Genomic DNA, 18,734 nt, shown 5'->3' with positions numbered 1-18,734 from the left:
CGGGCTCGGCGAAGCTGTGGTGGGTGGCGGCCATCACGGCACCAGGTAGATGACCGCGAACAGTCCGATCCACACGATGTCGACGAAGTGCCAGTAGTACGAGACCACGATCGCCGACGTGGCCTGGGCCGGGGTGAACTTGCTCAGCCGCGTCCTGATCAGCAGGTACACGAACGCGACGAGACCGCCGATGACGTGCAGGCCGTGGAACCCGGTGGTCAGGTAGAACACGGTGCCGAAGCCGCCCGAGGGGATGGTGACACCCTCGTGCACGAGCTGCATGTACTCGTAGGCCTGGCCGCCGACGAAGATCGCACCCATGATCAGCGTCAGGATGTACCACCGGCGCAGGCCGAACACGTCGCCCCGCTCGGCGGCGAACACGCCGAGCTGACACGTGAACGATGACGCCACCAGGATGATGGTGAACGGCAGCGCGAAGGGCAGGTTCAGGTGGATCGGCTCACCGCCCGCCTCGAGGGGCGGGGGCCAGTGTCCGGTCGCGTTCTGCGCCTTGACGGTGAAGAACATCGCGAACAGGCCGGCGAAGAACATGAGCTCGCTGGACAGCCACACGATGGTGCCGACGCTGACCATGTTCGGCCGGTTCAGCGAATGCACACGCTGACCAATGGAGGGCGCTGCTGTTGTCACGCGACGCATTATGTCGTGCGTGTGACCGGGATGGCGTATCGGGTCCACGGCGGGTCGCGCGTCGCCCCGGTCACACCTTGACGATCGTGGGCGAAGGTGCGCCCCCACCGGCGAACCGTCGGCCGTTCGAGCGGAAAACCGCACGTCGGGCCCCAGTTGGACGCCTTGGGCCAGGCCCGAACGTGAGACCGATAACATCGTGTCCACCAGCACCTGGCCTAGCGAAGGACCCCAGAGCATGAGCACGCAGCCACTGAAGATCCTGGTGTTCAGCCACCGCCCCGAGGTCCGGGAGACCATCGTCACAGCCATCGGGCGACGTCCGGCGGCGGATATCGGCCGCGTGGCGTATGTCGAGGTCGGCACCGTGGCCGAGGTGCTGATGGAGATGGACGGCGGTGACATCGATCTCGCGATCCTCGACGGCGAATCGCAGCCCACCGGCGGCATCGGTTTGTGCCGCCAGCTCAAGAACGAGATCGACGAGTGCCCGCCGGTCGTCATCGCCGTGCGCCGCAAGGACGACCGCTGGCTGGCCACCTGGTCGCAGGCCGACGCGGTGATCGTGCACCCGCTCGACCCGCTGACCGCCGCCGAGACGGTCGCCGACGTGCTGCGCTCGAAGCGCCTTCCCGTCGCGCGTGGTTGACATGACCGCCCGCACCTGGCCCCGGCTGCTCAACCAGCTGATCGACGGGGTCGACCTCGCCGCCGAGGACACCACCTGGGCGATGAACGAGATCATGTCCGGCAGCGCGACCCCGTCGCAGATCGCCGGGTTCGCGATCGGCCTGCGCGCCAAGGGTGAGACGGCCGCCGAGATCGCGGGCATGGCCGAGGGCATGCTGGCGCACGCCAAGCTCGTCCATGTCGGGGGCAACGCCGTCGACGTGGTCGGCACCGGCGGCGACCAGGCCCACACGGTGAACATCTCCACGATGAGCGCCTTGGTGACCGCCGCGGCGGGCGTCCCGGTGGCCAAGCACGGCAACCGCTCGGCGTCCTCGCAGTGCGGGACCGCCGACGTCCTCGAGGAGCTCGGGGTGGCGATCGAGCTGTCCCCCGACGCCGTCGCCACCTGCGTGCGCGAGGTCGGCATCGGGTTCTGCTTCGCTCCCGCGTTCCACCCGGCGCTGCGGTTCGCGGGCCCGACCCGGCGCGAGCTGGGCGTGCCCACGGCGTTCAACGTGCTGGGGCCGCTGACGAACCCGGCTCAGCCGACCGCGGGCCTGGTGGGCTGCGCGAACGCCCGGATGGCGCCGATCGTGGCCGAGGTGTTCGCCCGGCGCGGCGCGAGCGTGCTGGTCGTGCGCGGCGACGACAACCTCGACGAGATCACCACGACCACCACCACGTCGGTATGGGTGGTCAGTGGCGGCAAGGTCCGGGAGGACCGGATCGACCCGGCGAAGCTGGGGGTCACCGCCGCCGAGCCGCAGGACCTGCGCGGTGGCGACGCCGCGTTCAACGCCCAGGTGATCCGCGATCTGGTGGCCGGGAAGTCCGGCCCGGTCCGCGACGCCGTGGTGCTCAACGCCGCGGGCGCCATCGCGGCGTTCCGCGGGCTGTCCGCCGACGTGCACGCCGACCTGGAGGCCGCCCTCGGGCAGGCCACGCTCGCCCTGGACTCAGGCGCCGCGAGCACCCTGCTCGACCGCTGGACCGTGCGGTCCACGGAGCTCGCAGGCTGATCTGTCGCTGACATAGCGAAGCCCGTGCGTGATTCACGCACGGGCTTCGCTATGTCAGGTGCCTCAGAGAGGCGGTGGGGTCAGCTTGGTCAGGTGAAGATGCTGACGCCACCAGGGCCGATGAGCAGGCCGAGCACGATCAGTAGCGCTCCGTAGAGCATTTGTCCCCGAATCAAGGTGACAATGCCACCGATTACGAGCACCACAGCGATAATCCACAACAGGGTTGCCATGATTAGTACCTCCTCACCAGCCGGAATGCCCGCGTTCCGAGGTAGTCAAACCTTCCATCTTCTAGTCACTGAGCGCTTCCGGGTTGAGCAGCGCACGCGGCCTAGTGCCCGCTAGTCCGTCCAGCAGATTCTCTACCGCCAGCAGGCCCATCGCCGCCCTGGTCTGCACGGTCGCGCTGCCCAGGTGCGGGACGATCGTGACCGCGTCCAGGTCGAGCAGCGACTCCTCGACGATCGGCTCCCGCTCGAACACGTCGAGTCCGGCGCCGAAGATCTCGCCCGCGCGGACCGCGTCGGCCAGGGCCTTCTCGTCCACGACCGGGCCTCTGGCGGTGTTCACCAGCACCGCCGATGGCTTCATCCGGGCGAAGACGTCGGCGTTGAACAGGTGCCGGGTCGCCGGGGTCAGCGGGCAGTGAACCGAGATGACATCCGACTCGGCCACCAGCTGGTCGAACGTGCGCAGCTCGGCCTTGAGCTCCCCCGCGATGTCCGCGGGCAGCGGCCGGGAGTTGTGATAGATCACCCGCATCCCGAAGCCGAGGGCGCGGCGGGCCGTGGCCTGGCCGATACGGCCGCAGCCCACGATGCCGATCGTGCGGCCGTAGAGCTCTTGGCCGAGCATCATCCGCGGGTCCCAGATCCACTCTTCGCGCGACCGGAGGAACCGGTCGCCCTCGGCGACCCGGCGAACACAGGACAGGATCAGCGCCCAGGCCAGGTCGGCGGTGGCCTCGGTCAGTACATCCGGGGTGTTGGTCACCAGGATGCCCCGCCGGGTGCACTCAGGAATGTCGATGTTGTCGACACCCACCGCGTAGTTGGCCACGACCTTGAGCTGCGGACCCGCCGCGTCGAGGAGTTCGGCGTCGACCTTCTCCGTGAGCAGGGTCAGCAGGCCGTCCTTGCCCTTGACCCGGCGCAGCAGCTCCGAGCGCGGGATGGCCGTCGGCGGACCCTCGTACAGGTCGACCTCGCAGGTGCCGTCCAGGGCCGCCATGGCCTCGTCGACCAGCCTGCGGGTGAGCAGGATCTCCGAGTCAGCCATTGGCGACCTCTCCGGCGAGTTCGGCGAAGGCGGCGAGCGCGGCGCGGATGTTCTCCGGCGAGTTGGCGTAGGAGAACCGCAGGTAGCCTTCACCATAGGCGCCGAACGCCGTGCCCGGCAGCGCCGCGACACCGGCCTTGTTGAGCAGCAGGTCCGACAGCTCGCCCGAGGAGCGGCCGAGGCCGGTGATGTTCGGGAACGCGTAGAACGCGCCACCCGGCCGCACGCAGGAGACACCGGGGATCGCGTTGAGGCCGTCGACGATGATCTCGGCCCGCTCGGCGAACGCGGCCTTCATCTTGTCGACCTCGTCCCACGGGCCGTCCAGGGCGGCGATGGCGGCGTGCTGGCTGAACGCCGACGTGCACGACACCGAGTTGATGACGAGCCTGCTGATCGGCTCCACCAGCTTCTCGGGGAACACACCGAACCCGAGCCGCCAGCCGGTCATGGCGAAGGTCTTCGACCAGCCGTCGAGCAGGATCGTCCGCTCGGCCATGCCGGGCACGCTCAGCACGCTGCGGTGCTCACCGTCGTACTGCAGCGCCCAGTAGACCTCGTCGCTGAGCACGATCAGGTCGCGCTCGATGGCGATCTTGGCGATGGCCTCGATCTGCTCCTGCGAGAGCGAGCTGCCGCAGGGGTTGTGCGGCGAGTTCAGGATGAGCAGCTTGGTCCGGTCGGTCACCAGCGACGCGAGTTCGTCGGGGTCGATGGTGAAGTTGTTGGACTCGCGCAGCGGTATCGGCACCGGGGTGGCGCCCGCGAACGACGTGATGGAGGCGTACATCGGGAAGCCGGGGTCGGGGTAGATGACCTCGTCGCCCTCCTCGCACAGCGCCATGATCGCGAAGAACATGATCGGCTTCGCGCCGGGCGTGATGATCACCCGGTCCGGCGTGGTGACGAGCCTGCCCGTGCGGTCGAGGAAATCGGCGACCGACGTGCGCAGTTCGGGAATTCCGGGCGCCGCCACATAATGCGTGTGCCCTTTGCTCAGCGCTTCCTGAGCGGCGCTCTCGATGTGCGCCGGGGTGTCGAAATCGGGCTCGCCGATCTCCATGTGGATGATCTGGCGGCCGGTCTTCTCCAGGGCTTTCGCCTTGGCGAGCACCTCGAACGCCGACTCGGTGCCGAGACGCTCCATTCGACGGGCAAGTTTCACGAACGCTCCTTCTGCTGGCTGCCCCCGGGGGTTCTCCCCAGGGGCAGGGACAGGTCAGCGCGATCGTGCCGGCTTTCCGGCGTCGGGCGTATCAACCAAGAAGGTAACTTCGCGATTTGCGGGAATAAGCACACGCCTATTCACCTGATCAGCGGAGATACCCTGAATTAACGGAAGTCTGTTAAAAGTTAAGCGCCGCCGAGACCTGGTCTCGGCGGCGCCTGAAGCACTTTCGCGACTCAGTCGTGCTCGGGCCTCGTGTGGTACTCGAAGACCAGCCCGCCGATGGTGAGCAGGACGAGGACGATCGCGATCACGAGCAGCCAGATCTGCCAGAACGCCAGCGCGACACCGGTCACCGCCGCCGAGGCGGCCAGGGCCACCGGCCAGTAGCTGCCCGGGCTGAAGAAGCCCAGCTCGCCCGCGCCGTCGCTGACCTCCGCGTCCGGGTTGTCCTCGGGCCGCTGGGTGATCCGGCGCGCCACGAAGTGGAAGTACGAACCGATGATCAGCGACAGACCGCCGGTCAGGATCAGGCCGACCGTGCCCACCGGCTCCTTCGCCCACACGCCGTACACCACGGCGGAGAGAAAGAAGAAGATGGTCGTGACGTCGAAGAGCCTGGCTTCGACCTTCATGCTGTCCTCACATTCACCTGTCGACCGTTGATTCCGCTGTCAGGTCCCCGGCCTCAGCCGGAGGCCTTGCGCGCGGTGCGGTCGGTGTTGAACGGCGTCGTGGTCACCGCGTGCGGGGTGCAGAGCTCGCCGCAGTTCATCTGAGCGAGCGCCTCGGCCGTGGTGTAGCCCTTGCCGGTCTTCGGGTTCACCTTGGTGCGCAGCGCCATGTACTGCTCGAACAGCTCCGGCGTGACGGCCCGGACCTCGAAGTTCATCGCCGAGTGGTACGTGCCGCACAGCTCGGCGCAGCGGCCGACGAACGACCCGGTCCGGTCGATCTCGTTCTGGAACGTCGGGTCCTGGTTGTTCTTGTCCGGGTGCGGGAAGACGTCCCGCTTGAACAGGAACTCCGGGATGAAGAAGGAGTGGATGACGTCGGTCGCCCGCAGGTTGTAGTGGATCTTCTTGTTGATCGGCAGGACCAACAGCGGGATCTCGGTCGAGCTGCCGACCGTGCGGACCGTCGTGTCACCCGGCGCCGCGGGGACGTCGAGCGCGCCCTTGGAGTTGATGAACGACTTGTGGTCGAACTCCCAGTTCCACTGGAAGGCGACGACGTCGACGGTGACGTCCGGCTTGTCGGTCTCGGCCTGGACGTAGTTCTGGGTGGTCGCGGTGAAGTAGAACAGCACGACGACGATGACCACGGGGATCGCGGTGTAGATGATCTCCAACACGTGGTTGTACTGGAACTGCCGCGGCAGTTTGTCCCCACGCTTGCGGTGGGCGATGACCGGCCACAGCATCAGCGCCCAGGTCAGCACGCCGATGGCGAGCGAGGCGATGACCGACCAGGTCCAGAAGTCGCGCATGCGGTGCGCCTGTGGGGTGACGCCCTCCGGCCAGCCGAAGCGCAGCACCTCTTCGGTGGAGCAGCCGCTGGCGGCGAGGACGACCAACACGGCGAGACCGGCGACCTTGGCCAGCCGTGTCACCGACGTGCGGTTCCGGTGCTTGTCCGCACCGGAGGCCATGGGTGTGCCCACTGCTCGACTCCTCCTATTGCGATCCTCGCCGGTTCCGGGGAACCCGCGCGGGAAGGCGATCTCGTACCCATGCCCGATTTCGGCCGCTCCCACCCCGCTGGGCAGGGAGGAACAGCGCTCTGTCGAGCAATGCGGAGCCTAGCCCAGCGACCCACGCCACACCCCCGGAGGGTGAGAGCTAAGTCGGTCACACTCCGCGCGGCGCAGTCGATTCGGACACCGGCATACTGACCACTCCCCCGCGATACTCCGGCTCGATACGAGAGGTGCGCGAGAAGCGTGTGCGGTCTGCTTGGTCTGGTTTGTCCTTCTGAGATGGATGCCGCGGCTGCGCGGTCGGCTGTTGGCGCCGCGATGCGCTGCCAACGGCACCGTGGGCCCGATGAGAGCGGGACGTGGACGGGGGGCGAGGCCGTCTTCGGCTTCAACCGGCTCTCGATGATCGACATCGAGCACTCCCACCAGCCGCTTCCGTGGGGTCCGCCCGAGTCGCCGGAGCGGTACACGCTGCTCTTCAACGGCGAGATCTACAACTACCTCGAGCTGCGGGCGGAGCTGACCCAGCGCTTCGGCGCCCGGTTCACCACCGACGGCGACTCCGAGACGATCGTCGCCGCATATCACTACCTGGGCGAAGAGGCCGTCACCCGGCTGCGCGGCATGTTCGCGTTCCTCATCTGGGACGGGCAGAAGCAGGTGCTCTTCGGCGCCCGCGACCCGTTCGGCATCAAGCCGCTGTTCTACGCGGCGGGCCCCGGCGGGGTGGCGTTCTCCAGTGAGAAGAAGTCGATCCTGGAGCTGACCGGCCTCATCGGCGTCAACCAGGAACTCGACCGCCGCGCCCTGCAGCACTATCTGACGCTGCAGTACGTGCCGGAGCCCGCGACGCTGCACACCAAGATCCACCGCATCGAGTCGGGCACGTCGTTCACGCTGACTCCCGGCGAGGAGCCGGTGACCAAGCGGTACTGGGCGCCGCGGTTCACCCCGAAGCCCGTGGGCGGCCCGGCCGACGCCGAGGCGCTGTACTCGCGCATCGCCGATGTGATGAGCGACTCGGTCCGCATGCACATGCGCGCCGACGTGACGGTGGGCTCGTTCCTCTCCGGCGGCATCGACTCGACCGCGATCGCCGCGCTGGCCCGCGAGCACAACCCGGACCTGATCACCTTCACCACCGGGTTCGAGCGCCAGGGCTACTCCGAGATCGACGTGGCCGCCGAGTCGGCCGCGGCGATCGGGGTCAAGCACGTCGTCAAGACGGTCTCCGCGCAGGAGATGATGGACGCGCTGCCGCTGATCGTCTGGTACCTCGACGACCCGGTGGCCGACCCGGCGCTGGTCCCGCTGTGGTTCATCGCCCGCGAGGCCCGCAAGCACGTCAAGGTCGTGCTGTCCGGCGAGGGCGCCGACGAGCTGTTCGGCGGCTACACGATCTACCGCGAGCCGATCTCCCTGGCCCCGTTCGAACGCGTCCCGGGCGCCCTGCGGCGGGCCATGGGCAAGGTGTCGACCAAGATCCCCGAGGGCACCCGAGGCAAGGACCTCCTGCGTCGCGGCGCGCTGTCGCTGGAAGAGCGCTACTACGGCAACGCGCGGATCTTCCGGGACGACCAGCTGGAGAAGGTCCTGCGGACCTTCAACCCGGCGGTCAGCCACAAGGACATCACCGCGGGCCCGTACCGCGACTCGCTGGGCTGGGACCCGGTGACCCGCATGCAGCACGTCGACCTCTACACGTGGCTGCGCGGCGACATCCTGGTCAAGGCCGACAAGATGACCATGGCCAACAGCCTGGAGCTGCGGGTGCCGTTCCTGGACCCCGAGGTGTTCAAGATCGCCGCCCAGGTCCCGCTGGAGCAGAAGGTCACCCGCGAGACCACCAAGTTCGCCCTGCGCCAGGCCCTGCGCAAGGTGGTCCCGGCGCACGTGCTGAACCGCCGCAAGCTCGGCTTCCCGGTCCCCATCCGCCTGTGGCTGCGCGACGAGATGTACGACTGGGCCCGCGACATCGTGATGACATCGCAAACCGACGCCCTGATCGACAAGAACGCCGTCCTGCGCCTGCTGGAGGAGCACAAGGCGGGCACCCTGGACCACAGCCGCCGCATCTGGGCGCTGCTGGTGTTCATGCTGTGGCACGGCATCTTCATCGAGCGCCGGATCGCCCCGGTGATCCCGGAGCCGCACTACCCGGTCAAGCTCTAGGCCGCGAGACCGAACCACCCGACCAAGCCGAGATCGTGGGCTCGGTCGGGTGGTTTGTCCGTTCGGTCGTCGATCCGCCCGGAGCGCCGGGCCCTTTGACCAAGTCCCGCGATGGCGGCGACGGTACGCCCGATCTTGCACAGCGCCTCAACAGAGCCCGGAGCCTCAGAACCCGTCAAGCTCTAGCGAACCGCCCCCGCGCGACAACAAAGCCCCCACCCACCACGGGGGGCTGCCCTTGGCCAGTCTATCGGCGCGCAAGGGGTTTGCGGTCGGTGTGCGAATTCCTGTGGACGACTCGGCTGGGCTGTGGACAAACACCGGCTTCGCTGGTGCGCGAACATCCGGCGGCCGGTAACCAGGCCGGCTGGCAAGCGCCGAAGAATGCGTCAACCCCCTCGGCGGACGGCGATGTCAGGCGCTCATGCGTCCTGGGTCGATTGCCGTCTGGGCGATCAAGTCCTCAAGGGACAGTCCCACCGCATTGGCAATCGCCGCCACGGTGAAGAAGGCGGGCGTGGGCACCCGCCCTCGCTCGATCTTGCGCAGCGTCTCGACGGAGATTCCGGCGTGGGCGGCGACCTCCACCATGCTGCGATCAGCCCGCGCGTCGCGCAGGATTTGGCCTAGGAGTTCGCCTCGGTCGCGTTCGAACGGAGTCAGCGGTGGTCGCACCATGACCGTCATAGTAATACCGGTATAGTTATCCGCATGATCGAGCTGAAGACACCCGCGGAACTGGACGCCATGCGAGTCGCCGGGAAGGTGGTCGCGGCGGCGCTGGCCGCCGTCCGCGCGGCCGCGGCGGTGGGTGTGCGGCTGCTCGAACTCGACGAGGTCGCCCGGGACGTGCTGACCAAGCACGGCGCGAAGTCGTCTTTCCTCGACTACCACCCGCACTTCGCGCCCACGCCGTTCCCCGCGGTGATCTGCGCGTCGGTCAACGACGTCATCGTGCACGGCATCCCCGACAAGACCCAGCTCGTCGACGGCGACCTGGTCAGCGTCGACTTCGGCGCCAACATCGACGGCTGGCACGGCGACGCCGCGGTCTCCTTCGTCGTCGGTGCGGCGGACCCGGCAGACCTCGACCTCATCTGGACCACGAACGAGGCGCTGCAAGCCGCGATCCGGGTCGCCGTTCCCGGCCGCAAGCTCGGCGACATCGCCCACGCCATCGGCGCCATCGGCCGCGCGGCGGGCTACGGCATCCCGGAGGACTTCGGCGGGCATGGCATCGGCCGGGAGATGCACGAGCCGCCGAGCGTGCCCAACGACGGCGACCCCGGCCGCGGCATGACGCTGCGCGCGGGCATGGTGCTGGCCATCGAGCCGATGTTCCACGCGGGCGGCAAGGACACCTACCAGGTCGCCGCCGATGGCTGGGCCTTGCGCACGACCGACGGCAGCCGCGCCGCGCACGCCGAGCACACGGTCGCCATCACCCACGACGGCCCGCGGATCCTCACCGCCTGACGAAACGGATTCGGTCCCCGACCCTGGTGGGTGCGGGGACCGAATCGGCAGTGCGGTCTGGCTCAGCCGGGAAGCACGGCGCCGATCTCGGCGGCGGCCTCAGGACCGAACGCGCCACCGATGCGGGTGAGGGCTTCGGCCTTGTCGAAGGTCCACTCCTGGGGGCCGACGGTCTCCAGCACCAGCACCGCGATGAAGGAGCCGAGCTGGGCCGACCGTTCGAGGCTGAGCCCCTGGGTCAGACCGGCCAGGAACCCGGCGCGGAAGCCGTCGCCGACCCCGGTCGGGTCGGCCTTCGTGGTCTCGGGCACGGCGCTGACGTGGAGCACGGAGCCGTCCGAGCCGACGATCTCCACACCCTTCTCGCCGAGGGTCGTGATGCGCATGCCGACGCGGGACATGATGTCCGCCTCCGACCAGCCGGTCTTCTGCCGGAGCAGTTCCCACTCGTAGTCGTTGGTGAACAGGTAGTCGGCGCCGTCGATGAAGGTCTTGAGCTGCTCGCCGTTCATCCACGCGGTCTGCTGCGACGGGTCGACGCCGAAGGTGTAGCCGCGGGTGCGGCACTCCTCGGCGTGGCGCTGCATGCCCTCGGGGTCGTCCGGGCTGATCAGGACCAGGTCGAGGCCACCCGCGCGCTCGGCGACCGGGAGCAGCTCGATGAGCCGGGACTCCGACATCGCGCCCGCGTAGAACGACGCGATCTGGCACATGTCGTCGTCGGTGGTGCACACGAAGCGCGCGGTGTGCGCGACCTCGGAGACCCGCACGCCGGAACAGTCGACGCCGTGGCGCTCAAGCCAGGAGCGGTAGTCGGCGAAGTCGTCGCCCACGGCCCCGACCAGGATCGGCGAACAGCCCAGGACGCCCATGCCGAAGGCAATGTTGGCGCCGATACCGCCCCGACGGACGACCAGGTCGTCGACAAGGAAGCTCAGCGAGATCCGGTGCAGCTGCTCCGCGACGAGCTGCTCGGCGAACCTCCCGGGAAAGTGCATGAGGTGATCGGTCGCGATGCTTCCGGTGACGGCAACGGGCACGAGGCCTTCTCCCTGTTGGCTGGTCGACTTCGGTGTCGACGTCGGTGGCGCGATCTGGTCGATGCCACCCGCTCGGGTGGCATTTGGTCACCGTTGAACACTACCGGTTAGTACCTCTGTGCCGGACCCGTCAACAGTGCCTAACGTCGAGCACGTGAGCACATCCGAACCGGACACCATGGACGAGCTGATCGCCGACTGCGCGGCCATCCCGTCCTCGCTGATGGCCGACCCGGCGGTCATCCCCAGGTCACGCGCGGCGCACTGGGCCGTGGACGAGAAGACCGCCGCACAGGTTGCCGACCTGGACGAGTACGTCTAGAAGACCAGCGCACCCGCAACAACTCCGCAATCCAGCAAAGAGGGCCACGATCAGTGCGATCGTGGCCCTCTTTGTGTGTCAGGTCAGTGGAACGAGTCGCCACACGCGCAGCTGCCGCCCGCGTTCGGGTTCTCGATCGTGAAGCCCTGCTTCTCGATGGTGTCGACGAAGTCGATGACGGCACCCTGGACGTACGGGGCGCTCATCCGGTCGACCGCGACCTTGATGCCGCCGAACTCACGCAGCAGGTCGCCGTCGAGCGAGCGCTCGTCGAAGAACAGCTGGTAGCGCAGGCCCGCACAGCCACCCGGCTGCACGGCGATGCGCAGGTGCATGTCGTCGCGGCCTTCCTGCTCGAGCAGGGCCTTGGCCTTCGCCGCGGCGGCGTCCGTCAGCTCCACACCGTGGGTGGTGGCCGCTTCGGCGGTGTTCTCCTGAGCGGTCGTCATCGTTCTCCCTAAGTCAGGTTCCTCGCGGGAGCGAAGTCCCACGCGGGCGGTACACCCGGCACCAACAAGGTTACGTGCCGATTTGTTCCACCCTCCATGATGGCACAGCGGCTTCGGGCGGCCCGGCCGGTCAGCGCCACTGCTTGGCGACGTGCTCGGCCAGTTCGGTGAGCGTCCCGGCCGGGTCGGCCATGGATTTGCGCACCGAGCCGACGTGGTCGGACACGGAGTACGCGGCCTCGATGCCCGCCGCGGCGGCCTGTTTGCGACCGACGGCGACCTGCCCGGCCAGCGCGAGACACGGCACGCCGTGGGCGGCGGCGACGCCGGACACGCTGGTCACGAGCTTGCCGCGCAGCGATTGCCAGTCGAAGCTGCCTTCCCCGGTGACCACGAGCTGGGACTGCCCGATCATGGCGCTCAGCTGGGTGGCGCCCGCCACCAGGTTGGCCCCGGACACCGATTCGCCGCCCAGGGTCAGCAGCGCGTAGCCCAGCCCGCCCGCGGCCCCGGCGCCCGGGGTGTCGCGCTTGTCACGTTCGGTCCGCGCGGTGAGCAGGTCCGCCCAGACGGTGAGACCGCGTTCGAGCCGATCGACTGCGGCCGGGTCGGCGCCCTTCTGCGGGCCGAAGGTGGCGGCGGCGCCGTGCGGTCCCAGGAGCGGGTTCTCCACGTCGGCGGCGGCGATGAGGACGACCCGGCCCACGTCGGCCTTGCCTTCCATCCGCACGCAGTCGGCCAGCGACCCCGGCTCCACCGGCTGGTCGTCCTTGTCGAGGGCGACCAGGCCGAGCGCGGCGAGCGCGCCCGAGCCGCCGTCGGTGGTGGCGGACCCGCCGAGTCCGATCGCGATCTCGTGGGCGCCCAAGTCCCGGGCCGCGGCGATCAGCTCGCCGACCCCGCGCGTGGTGGCCCGCTCGCACATCTCCGCCCGCTGTTCGCGCGGGACCAGGTGCAGGCCCGCGGCCTCGGCGGACTCGAGGTAGGCGACCCCGGCGTGCATCAGCCATTTCGCTTCGACGGGCGTTCCCAGCGGGCCGGTCACGGTGGTCCGGTGCAGGACTCCGCCGATGGCTGTGTGCAGCACGTCGACGAAGCCGGGGCCCCCGTCGGCCAGCGGCCGGAGGATGAGTTCGTGGTCTGGTGCGCCGCGTCGCCACCCGGTGGCGATGGCGTCCGCGGCCTGCGCGGCGGTGAGGGTGCCGCCGAAGCAGTCCGGGGCGATGACGACTCGCATGAGCCGCAGCGTAGCGATCAACGGCACTGTCCTACCCTTGTCGCTGTGAGGTTCCTTCGCCGTAACTCAGCAGACAGCACCGACTCGCAGGTCGAGGAGGCTGCCGTCGCCATCGGCGAGGACGCCCCCAAGGCCCACACGCCCGGCAAGGGCAGGCCGACCCCGAAGCGCCGCGAGGCCGAAGCGCGCAGGCGCGGACCGGTCGCGCCGCCGCCGAAGACCACGCGCGAGGCGATGAAGCGCGCCCGTGGCAACAAAGAGGAGCGCAAGGCGCTGGCCGCCAAGCGCAAGGAGCAGCGCCTCGAGGGCCGCAGGAGGATGCTCGAGGGCGACGAGAAGTACCTGATGGCGCGCGACCGCGGGCCGGTCAAGGCCTACGTGCGCGACCTGGTCGACTCCAAGCGCAACCTGCTCGGGCTGTTCATGCCGCTCGCGGGTGTGGTGATCGTGTCGATGGTCGTGCCGTCGCTGGCGGTGCAGCAGTACGCGACCCTGGCGTCGCTGGTGATGCTGATCCTGATGGTCATCGAGGCCGTCATCAACGGCCGCCGCATCACCCGCCTGGTCCGCGCGAAGTTCCCCAAGGAGAACATCCGCGGCGCCTCGATCGGCTGGTACGCCTTCGTCCGCGCGACCCAGATCCGCAAGCTCCGCGCCCCGAAGCCCCGCGTGGGCCCCGGCGACGTCATCAGTTGATGTTCCGGGCGAAACGAGTGGCAGCTACTTAGCAATGCGAAGTAGGTTTGCTTCATGGAGTTTCGTCGCCTCGGCCGCAGTGGCCTCAATGTCAGTGAGATCTCGTACGGCAACTGGCTGACCCACGGGTCCCAAGTGGAGGAAGACGCGGCACACGCGTGTGTGCGGGCCGCCCTCGACTCGGGCATCACCACGTTCGACACCGCCGACGTCTACGCCAACACGAAAGCGGAGTCCGTCCTCGGGCGCGCTCTCAAGGGTGAGCGCCGCGAGGGGCTGGAGATCTTCACCAAGGTCTTCTGGCCGACCGGACCCGGCGGCCCCAACGACAAGGGCTTGGGCCGCAAGCACATCATGGAGTCCGCGCACGCCTCGCTGCGCAGGCTCGAGACCGACTACGTCGACCTCTACCAGGCGCACCGGTACGACCGGACCGTGCCGCTGGAGGAGACGATGCTCGCCTTCGCCGACCTCGTGCGGCAGGGCAAGGTCCTCTACGTCGGTGTCTCGGAGTGGACCGCCGAGCAGATCACCCGGGGCGCGGCGCTGGCCCGTGAGCTCAACGTCCCGCTGATCTCCAGCCAGCCGCAGTACTCGATGCTGTGGCGGGTCATCGAGGAGCAGGTCGTGCCCGCGTGTGAGCGGGAGGGCATCTCGCAGATCGTGTGGTCGCCGATCGCGCAGGGCGTGCTCACCGGCAAGTACAAGCCGGGCGCGGAGCTGCCCGCCGGGTCGCGGGCGACCGACGAGTCCGGCGGCAATAACATGATCTCCCGCTGGCTGCGCGACGACGTCCTGACCGCGGTGCAGAACCTGGAGCCGCTGGCTAAGGAAGCGGATCTCTCCCTGGCCCAGCTGGCGGTGGCGTGGGTCCTGCAGAACCCGAACGTCGCGTCGGCGATCATCGGCGCCTCGCGGCCCGAACAGGTCACCGAGAACGTCAAGGCGGCCGGGGTCAAGCTCGACGCCGACCTGTTGGCCAAGATCGACGACGTGCTCGATGGCGTGATCGAGCGCGATCCTCGGATGACCCAGACTCCCTGAGTCAGGCGGGCGGGTGCAGGCTCATCGGTCCGTAGACCTGGTTGGCGCCCTCCAGCAGGAAGACCTGATCGACCCCGAGGTCGAGGAGTTGCGGCCAAGTCGCGCTGAACCACTCCTCGGCCTCGGCCTGGTCGTCGAAGGCCTTGTCGGGTCCCTCGACCTCGGTGCCTGAAGCGTTCTCGTACCGCCAGCGGAAGCTCACGCCACCAACGGTAACGTGCCGCGCCGTGAACAGGACCCTTGTGCTGGGCGGCGCGCGCTCGGGAAAGTCGGCGCACGCCGAAGGCCTGCTGCCCGGCACCGAGGCCACCTACCTGGCGACCGCCCGGCGCATCGACGGCGACGCCGACTGGGACGCCCGGATCGACCGGCACATCGCCTCCCGTCCGGCGTCGTGGCGCACGGTGGAGACACCGGACACGGACGCCTTGGTGGCGGCCCTTGACGCGGCTCGCCCCGACGACCCGCCGCTGCTTGTCGACGACATCGCGACCTGGCTCACCGGCGCTCTCGACGACGCCCGGGCCTGGGAGAACACCGTCGATCTGACCCCGGAGCGCGACCGGCTGGTCACCGCCGTAGCGCACTGCGCGGCCCGGCTGGTGATCGTCTCGGCGGAGGTCGGCCTGGGTGTCATCCCGGAGACCCGCTCTGGCAGGCTCTTCCGCGACGAGCTCGGAGCGGTCAACGCGTCCCTGGCCGAGGTGTGCACCGAGGTGCTGCTCCTGGTCGCGGGTCTGCCGCTGCGGCTGAAGTGAGTTCCTGACACCCGGAGGTAGCTCGCGGTGAGCACCGTGTTCCCGTCCGTCGATCCCCCCAGCGACGCCGCCCGCCGCGAGGCCGTGGCCAGGCACGAGACCCTGACGAAGCCGCTCGGGGCGCTCGGCAAACTGGAGGAACTCGGCGTCTGGGTCGCGTCCTGCCAGGGTGTGTGCCCGCCGAAGCCGTTCACCCGCCCCCGCATCGTGGTGTTCGCGGGCGACCACGGCATCGCCAAGCACGGCGTGTCGGCCTACCCGAGCGAAGTGACCGCGCAGATGGTCGCGAACTTCCTCACCGGCGGCGCCGCCATCAACGTCCTCGCCGCCCAGGCCGGCGCCACGGTGCGGGTCGTGGACATGGCGGTGGACTCGGATGGCGAAGGCCTGCCCGAGCAGGTCACCGCCCACAAGGTGCGACGGTCATCGGGCTCGGTGGACCGCGAGGACGCGCTCACCCAGGACGAGGTCGAAGCCGCCATCACCGCGGGCCGGGCCATCGCCGACGAGGAGATCGACGGCGGCGCGGACCTGCTGGTGGCGGGCGACATGGGCATCGGCAACACCACCCCGTCCGCCATCCTGATCGCCGCCCTCACCGGCGCCGAGCCGGTCGCCGTGGTGGGCCGCGGCACCGGCATCGACGACCAGGGATGGATGCGCAAGGCCACGGCCATCCGCGACGGCCTGCGCCGGGCCCGCAGGGTCAGCGCCGACCCGGTCGCCCTTCTGCGCACCGCGGGTGGCGCCGACATCGCCGCCATGGCCGCCTTCCTGGCCCAAGCCGCGGTCCGCCGCACCCCGGTCATCCTCGACGGCGTCGTCGCGGGCGCGGCCGCTTTGGTCGCCGAGGAGCTGGCTTGGGGATCGTCCCTGTGGTGGGTCGCGGGCCACCGTTCGGTCGAGCCCGCCCACACCCTGGTCTTGGACAAGCTCAACCTCACTCCCCTGCTGGAGATGGACATGCGCTTGGGCGAGGGCTCCGGCGCCGCCGCGGCGATCCCCCTGGTCACCATGGCGACCCGCATCCTGGCCGAAATGGCCACCTTCACCGACGCCGGAGTCACCGAGCGGCCGGAGTAGTCGGATGCGGCTCGCGCTGTCCTGGCTGACGGTCCTCCCGTTCCACACGAACAAGGTCGACCGTTCAGCCGCACGCACAGCGATCGCGGTCGCCCCCGTTGTCGGCCTGCTGCTAGGCCTCGCGGCAGCGGGCCTGCTCTACGCCGCCCACAAGGCGGGAATGCCCCCACTGTTGGCGGGCCTGGTGACGGTCGGCTTCATGGCCTTGGCCACCAGGGGAATGCACCTCGACGGCTTGGCGGACACCGCGGACGGCCTCGGCTGTTACGGCCCCCCGGAACGGGCCTTGGCGGTCATGAAAGACGGCGGCGCGGGCCCCTTCGCCGTAGTCACCCTGATAGTCGTCCTAGGCGCACAGGCAGCAGCATTCGCTGCCCTCACACCAGAACGCTGGCTCGCGGTGGTCCTGGCCATCACCGCCGGAAGAACTGCCTTCGCCGCGTGCTGCCTCAAGGGCCTGAAACCAGCCAGACCAGAAGGCCTGGGAGCCCTGGTAGCCGCCACCCAACCCTGGTGGATCCCGGCAACCTGGCTGGCACTACTGACAGCCGCGGCCACCCAAGCGATCCCCAACAACTATTGGCTCGCCCCCACAGCAATCGCAATAGCCGCCACCACAGCCACTCTCCTCATCCGCCACACCATAAAAAGATTCGGCGGCATAACCGGAGACACACTGGGCGCCACCTGTGAACTAACAACCACGATAGTCCTGATAACAACGACACTGGCCCAGTAGCCCAGACCCCACCCCGCCCCTCTCCAAAGCAAAAACATGCCGGGGATGAGTTTGTCAAGGCATCTTTCCCGCCTTGACAAACTCATCCCCGGCATAGTCACACTGAAAAAGAGGGGCTACTCAGCCGAAGCAGAGGGCTCCACAAGCGTGGACATCCATCCATGCGAATCGGAGGCCCCGCGCTGCAACGAAGTCAGCGCAGAACGAAGGCGAGAAGTAACAGACCCAGTCGCACCACCGGAAATGCTGAACGTGCCGCCGGCGTGCTTGACATGCCCCACTGGAGTGATCACAGCGGCGGTGCCGCAAGCGAACACCTCAGTCAGCTCACCGGACTCGGCCTTCTTCTCCCACTCCTCAGTGGAAATCCGCCGCTCCTCAACGGTACATCCAAGATCCACAGCCAACTGCAGCAGTGAATCCCGGGTGATCCCCGGAAGCAGGGCGCCGGAAAGCTCGGGCGTCACAATGCGGTCGCCGAAGACGAAGAAGAGATTCATGCCGCCCATCTCTTCCACCCACCGCCGCTCGACGGCGTCGAGCCAGACGACCTGATCGCAGCCCTCCGCGGCCGCCTGCGCCTGCGCCACCAGCGAAGCCGCGTAATTGCCCGCGAACTTCGCCGCACCGGTACCGCCCGGCGCCGCCCGCACGTACTCCGTCGACAGCCACACCGTCACCGGCTTGATACCGCCGGCGAAATAGGACCCGGCGGGCGAGGCGATCAACACGTACAGGTATTCCGACGCGGGTCGCACCCCCAAGCCAGCCTCGGTGGAAATCATGAACGGCCGCAGGTACAGCGACTCTTCGTCGGCGGCGGGAACCCACCGCGAGTCAATGGAGACCAGCTCCTTGATCGACTCGAGGAACAGTTCATCCGGCAGCTCCGGCATAGCGATCCGGCGCGCGGAGGCGCGGAATCGTTCGGCGTTGGCCTCGGGCCGGAACGACGCGATCGAGCCGTCGGGCTGCCGATAGGCTTTGAGGCCTTCGAAGATCGCCTGACCGTAGTGCAGGACCATCGCGGAAGGGTCGAGTGTGATCGGGCTGTAGGGCTCGACCCGGGCGTCATGCCAGCCGTGCTCGCGGGAGTAGCGAATCGTCACCATGTGGTCGGTGAAGTGCTGCCCGAAGCCTGGCTTGGCCAGTACCTCCGCAACCCTTTCCGGGGTGGCCGGCTGGGGGTTGGGAGTCCGTGTGAACGGCAACGTAGGCGTCATAG

At 68.6% G+C, this 18,734-nt stretch carries 22 protein-coding genes; 10 read left to right on the top strand and 12 right to left on the bottom strand.

Annotation, left to right across the window (positions count from 1 at the left end; genetic code table 11):
- Positions 1-33 precede the first annotated feature (33 nt).
- Complete coding sequence (gene ctaE / locus C8E96_RS18760; RefSeq protein WP_091371746.1) at positions 34-663, bottom strand: aa3-type cytochrome oxidase subunit III; 630 nt, start codon at positions 661-663, stop codon at positions 34-36.
- A 229-nt stretch (positions 664-892) separates the two neighbouring features.
- Here ctaE and C8E96_RS18755 point away from each other — a divergent pair, with 229 nt between their 5' ends.
- The gene (locus C8E96_RS18755) at positions 893-1,303 is read left to right on the top strand and encodes a hypothetical protein (protein ID WP_091371747.1); all 411 of its coding nucleotides are present in this window, start codon (positions 893-895) and stop codon (positions 1,301-1,303) included.
- Between the two features lies 1 nt (position 1,304).
- Positions 1,305-2,345 carry an anthranilate phosphoribosyltransferase gene (trpD, locus tag C8E96_RS18750; protein ID WP_091371749.1) on the top strand — a complete coding sequence of 347 codons (1,041 nt, stop codon included), beginning with the start codon at positions 1,305-1,307 and terminating at the stop codon, positions 2,343-2,345.
- An 89-nt stretch (positions 2,346-2,434) separates the two neighbouring features.
- Here the strand turns inward: trpD and C8E96_RS33380 are convergent, their stop codons facing one another.
- The 5 genes from C8E96_RS33380 to ctaC form a co-directional block, all read right to left on the bottom strand.
- A complete protein-coding gene (locus tag C8E96_RS33380) occupies positions 2,435-2,578 on the bottom strand; it encodes a GPGG-motif small membrane protein (RefSeq protein ID WP_166658046.1) in 144 nt (47 codons plus the stop codon).
- Positions 2,579-2,639: 61 nt separating this feature from the next.
- The gene (locus tag C8E96_RS18745) at positions 2,640-3,626 is read right to left on the bottom strand and encodes a 2-hydroxyacid dehydrogenase (RefSeq protein WP_091371750.1); all 987 of its coding nucleotides are present in this window, start codon (positions 3,624-3,626) and stop codon (positions 2,640-2,642) included.
- Complete coding sequence (locus C8E96_RS18740; protein ID WP_228769747.1) at positions 3,619-4,791, bottom strand: pyridoxal phosphate-dependent aminotransferase; 1,173 nt, start codon at positions 4,789-4,791, stop codon at positions 3,619-3,621. Before C8E96_RS18740 ends, C8E96_RS18745 begins: the two co-directional genes overlap by 8 nt.
- Before the next feature lie 239 nt (positions 4,792-5,030).
- A complete protein-coding gene (locus C8E96_RS18735; RefSeq protein ID WP_091371753.1) occupies positions 5,031-5,429 on the bottom strand; it encodes a cytochrome c oxidase subunit 4 in 399 nt (132 codons plus the stop codon).
- A 53-nt stretch (positions 5,430-5,482) separates the two neighbouring features.
- A complete protein-coding gene (gene ctaC / locus C8E96_RS18730) occupies positions 5,483-6,445 on the bottom strand; it encodes an aa3-type cytochrome oxidase subunit II (protein WP_091371755.1) in 963 nt (320 codons plus the stop codon).
- 291 nt (positions 6,446-6,736) lie between these two features.
- Here ctaC and asnB point away from each other — a divergent pair, with 291 nt between their 5' ends.
- Entirely contained in the window at positions 6,737-8,665 is a 1,929-nt protein-coding gene (gene asnB / locus C8E96_RS18725; RefSeq protein WP_091371757.1) for an asparagine synthase (glutamine-hydrolyzing), read from the top strand.
- A 414-nt stretch (positions 8,666-9,079) separates the two neighbouring features.
- Here the strand turns inward: asnB and C8E96_RS18720 are convergent, their stop codons facing one another.
- Positions 9,080-9,343: a helix-turn-helix domain-containing protein gene (locus C8E96_RS18720; protein WP_091372852.1), complete on the bottom strand. Its 264-nt coding sequence runs from the start codon at positions 9,341-9,343 to the stop codon at positions 9,080-9,082.
- Positions 9,344-9,376: 33 nt separating this feature from the next.
- Between C8E96_RS18720 and map the strand changes: the two genes are divergently transcribed.
- Positions 9,377-10,141 carry a type I methionyl aminopeptidase gene (gene map / locus C8E96_RS18715; RefSeq protein ID WP_091371758.1) on the top strand — a complete coding sequence of 255 codons (765 nt, stop codon included), beginning with the start codon at positions 9,377-9,379 and terminating at the stop codon, positions 10,139-10,141.
- 62 nt (positions 10,142-10,203) lie between these two features.
- Here the strand turns inward: map and C8E96_RS18710 are convergent, their stop codons facing one another.
- Positions 10,204-11,139, bottom strand: a complete 936-nt coding sequence (locus tag C8E96_RS18710) for a carbohydrate kinase family protein (protein WP_091372856.1) — start codon at positions 11,137-11,139, stop codon at positions 10,204-10,206.
- A gap of 196 nt (positions 11,140-11,335) precedes the next feature.
- Between C8E96_RS18710 and C8E96_RS33375 the strand changes: the two genes are divergently transcribed.
- Positions 11,336-11,503: a hypothetical protein gene (locus C8E96_RS33375; RefSeq protein WP_166657831.1), complete on the top strand. Its 168-nt coding sequence runs from the start codon at positions 11,336-11,338 to the stop codon at positions 11,501-11,503.
- 83 nt (positions 11,504-11,586) lie between these two features.
- On the opposite strand, the gene C8E96_RS18705 is transcribed toward C8E96_RS33375, so the two are convergent.
- Positions 11,587-11,952 (bottom strand): HesB/IscA family protein, encoded by a 366-nt coding sequence (locus C8E96_RS18705; RefSeq protein WP_091371760.1) that lies wholly within the window; start codon positions 11,950-11,952, stop codon positions 11,587-11,589.
- A gap of 130 nt (positions 11,953-12,082) precedes the next feature.
- Complete coding sequence (locus C8E96_RS18700; protein ID WP_091372860.1) at positions 12,083-13,189, bottom strand: glycerate kinase family protein; 1,107 nt, start codon at positions 13,187-13,189, stop codon at positions 12,083-12,085.
- 45 nt (positions 13,190-13,234) lie between these two features.
- Between C8E96_RS18700 and C8E96_RS18695 the strand changes: the two genes are divergently transcribed.
- Positions 13,235-13,885: a DUF3043 domain-containing protein gene (locus C8E96_RS18695; RefSeq protein WP_091371762.1), complete on the top strand. Its 651-nt coding sequence runs from the start codon at positions 13,235-13,237 to the stop codon at positions 13,883-13,885.
- Positions 13,886-13,939: 54 nt separating this feature from the next.
- The gene (locus C8E96_RS18690; protein ID WP_091371765.1) at positions 13,940-14,929 is read left to right on the top strand and encodes an aldo/keto reductase family protein; all 990 of its coding nucleotides are present in this window, start codon (positions 13,940-13,942) and stop codon (positions 14,927-14,929) included.
- A gap of 1 nt (position 14,930) precedes the next feature.
- Here the strand turns inward: C8E96_RS18690 and C8E96_RS18685 are convergent, their stop codons facing one another.
- Positions 14,931-15,131 carry a hypothetical protein gene (locus tag C8E96_RS18685; RefSeq protein WP_091371769.1) on the bottom strand — a complete coding sequence of 67 codons (201 nt, stop codon included), beginning with the start codon at positions 15,129-15,131 and terminating at the stop codon, positions 14,931-14,933.
- 25 nt (positions 15,132-15,156) lie between these two features.
- On the opposite strand from C8E96_RS18685, the gene C8E96_RS18680 reads away from it, so the two are divergent.
- From C8E96_RS18680 to cobS, 3 genes are read left to right on the top strand one after another with little or no spacing between them, the layout of a single operon-like run.
- Positions 15,157-15,687 carry a bifunctional adenosylcobinamide kinase/adenosylcobinamide-phosphate guanylyltransferase gene (locus tag C8E96_RS18680; RefSeq protein WP_091371772.1) on the top strand — a complete coding sequence of 177 codons (531 nt, stop codon included), beginning with the start codon at positions 15,157-15,159 and terminating at the stop codon, positions 15,685-15,687.
- 27 nt (positions 15,688-15,714) lie between these two features.
- Positions 15,715-16,770, top strand: a complete 1,056-nt coding sequence (gene cobT, locus C8E96_RS18675) for a nicotinate-nucleotide--dimethylbenzimidazole phosphoribosyltransferase (RefSeq protein ID WP_091371775.1) — start codon at positions 15,715-15,717, stop codon at positions 16,768-16,770.
- 4 nt (positions 16,771-16,774) lie between these two features.
- Positions 16,775-17,509, top strand: a complete 735-nt coding sequence (gene cobS / locus C8E96_RS18670; protein ID WP_091371778.1) for an adenosylcobinamide-GDP ribazoletransferase — start codon at positions 16,775-16,777, stop codon at positions 17,507-17,509.
- A gap of 116 nt (positions 17,510-17,625) precedes the next feature.
- On the opposite strand, the gene C8E96_RS18665 is transcribed toward cobS, so the two are convergent.
- Positions 17,626-18,732, bottom strand: coding sequence for a branched-chain amino acid aminotransferase (locus C8E96_RS18665; protein WP_091371782.1), 1,107 nt, complete (start codon positions 18,730-18,732; stop codon positions 17,626-17,628).
- Positions 18,733-18,734: the final 2 nt, after the last annotated feature.

The sequence above is a fragment of the Actinokineospora alba genome (assembly GCF_004362515.1).
Taxonomy (GTDB): Bacteria; Actinomycetota; Actinomycetes; order Mycobacteriales; family Pseudonocardiaceae; genus Actinokineospora; species Actinokineospora alba.
This window is presented reverse-complemented; position numbering and strand designations above follow the sequence as displayed.

Bases quoted from the DNA above. Each gene is read 5' to 3' on its own strand.
- ctaE (WP_091371746.1), bottom strand. From the start codon at position 663: ATGCGTCGCGTGACAACAGCAGCGCCCTCCATTGGTCAGCGTGTGCAT.
- C8E96_RS18755 (WP_091371747.1), top strand. From the start codon at position 893: ATGAGCACGCAGCCACTGAAGATCCTGGTGTTCAGCCACCGCCCCGAG.
- trpD (WP_091371749.1), top strand. From the start codon at position 1,305: ATGACCGCCCGCACCTGGCCCCGGCTGCTCAACCAGCTGATCGACGGG.
- C8E96_RS33380 (WP_166658046.1), bottom strand. From the start codon at position 2,578: ATGGCAACCCTGTTGTGGATTATCGCTGTGGTGCTCGTAATCGGTGGC.
- C8E96_RS18745 (WP_091371750.1), bottom strand. From the start codon at position 3,626: ATGGCTGACTCGGAGATCCTGCTCACCCGCAGGCTGGTCGACGAGGCC.
- C8E96_RS18735 (WP_091371753.1), bottom strand. From the start codon at position 5,429: ATGAAGGTCGAAGCCAGGCTCTTCGACGTCACGACCATCTTCTTCTTT.
- ctaC (WP_091371755.1), bottom strand. From the start codon at position 6,445: ATGGCCTCCGGTGCGGACAAGCACCGGAACCGCACGTCGGTGACACGG.
- C8E96_RS18720 (WP_091372852.1), bottom strand. From the start codon at position 9,343: ATGGTGCGACCACCGCTGACTCCGTTCGAACGCGACCGAGGCGAACTC.
- map (WP_091371758.1), top strand. From the start codon at position 9,377: ATGATCGAGCTGAAGACACCCGCGGAACTGGACGCCATGCGAGTCGCC.
- C8E96_RS18710 (WP_091372856.1), bottom strand. From the start codon at position 11,139: ATGCACTTTCCCGGGAGGTTCGCCGAGCAGCTCGTCGCGGAGCAGCTG.
- C8E96_RS18705 (WP_091371760.1), bottom strand. From the start codon at position 11,952: ATGACGACCGCTCAGGAGAACACCGCCGAAGCGGCCACCACCCACGGT.
- C8E96_RS18700 (WP_091372860.1), bottom strand. From the start codon at position 13,189: ATGCGAGTCGTCATCGCCCCGGACTGCTTCGGCGGCACCCTCACCGCC.
- C8E96_RS18690 (WP_091371765.1), top strand. From the start codon at position 13,940: ATGGAGTTTCGTCGCCTCGGCCGCAGTGGCCTCAATGTCAGTGAGATC.
- cobS (WP_091371778.1), top strand. From the start codon at position 16,775: ATGCGGCTCGCGCTGTCCTGGCTGACGGTCCTCCCGTTCCACACGAAC.
- C8E96_RS18665 (WP_091371782.1), bottom strand. From the start codon at position 18,732: ATGACGCCTACGTTGCCGTTCACACGGACTCCCAACCCCCAGCCGGCC.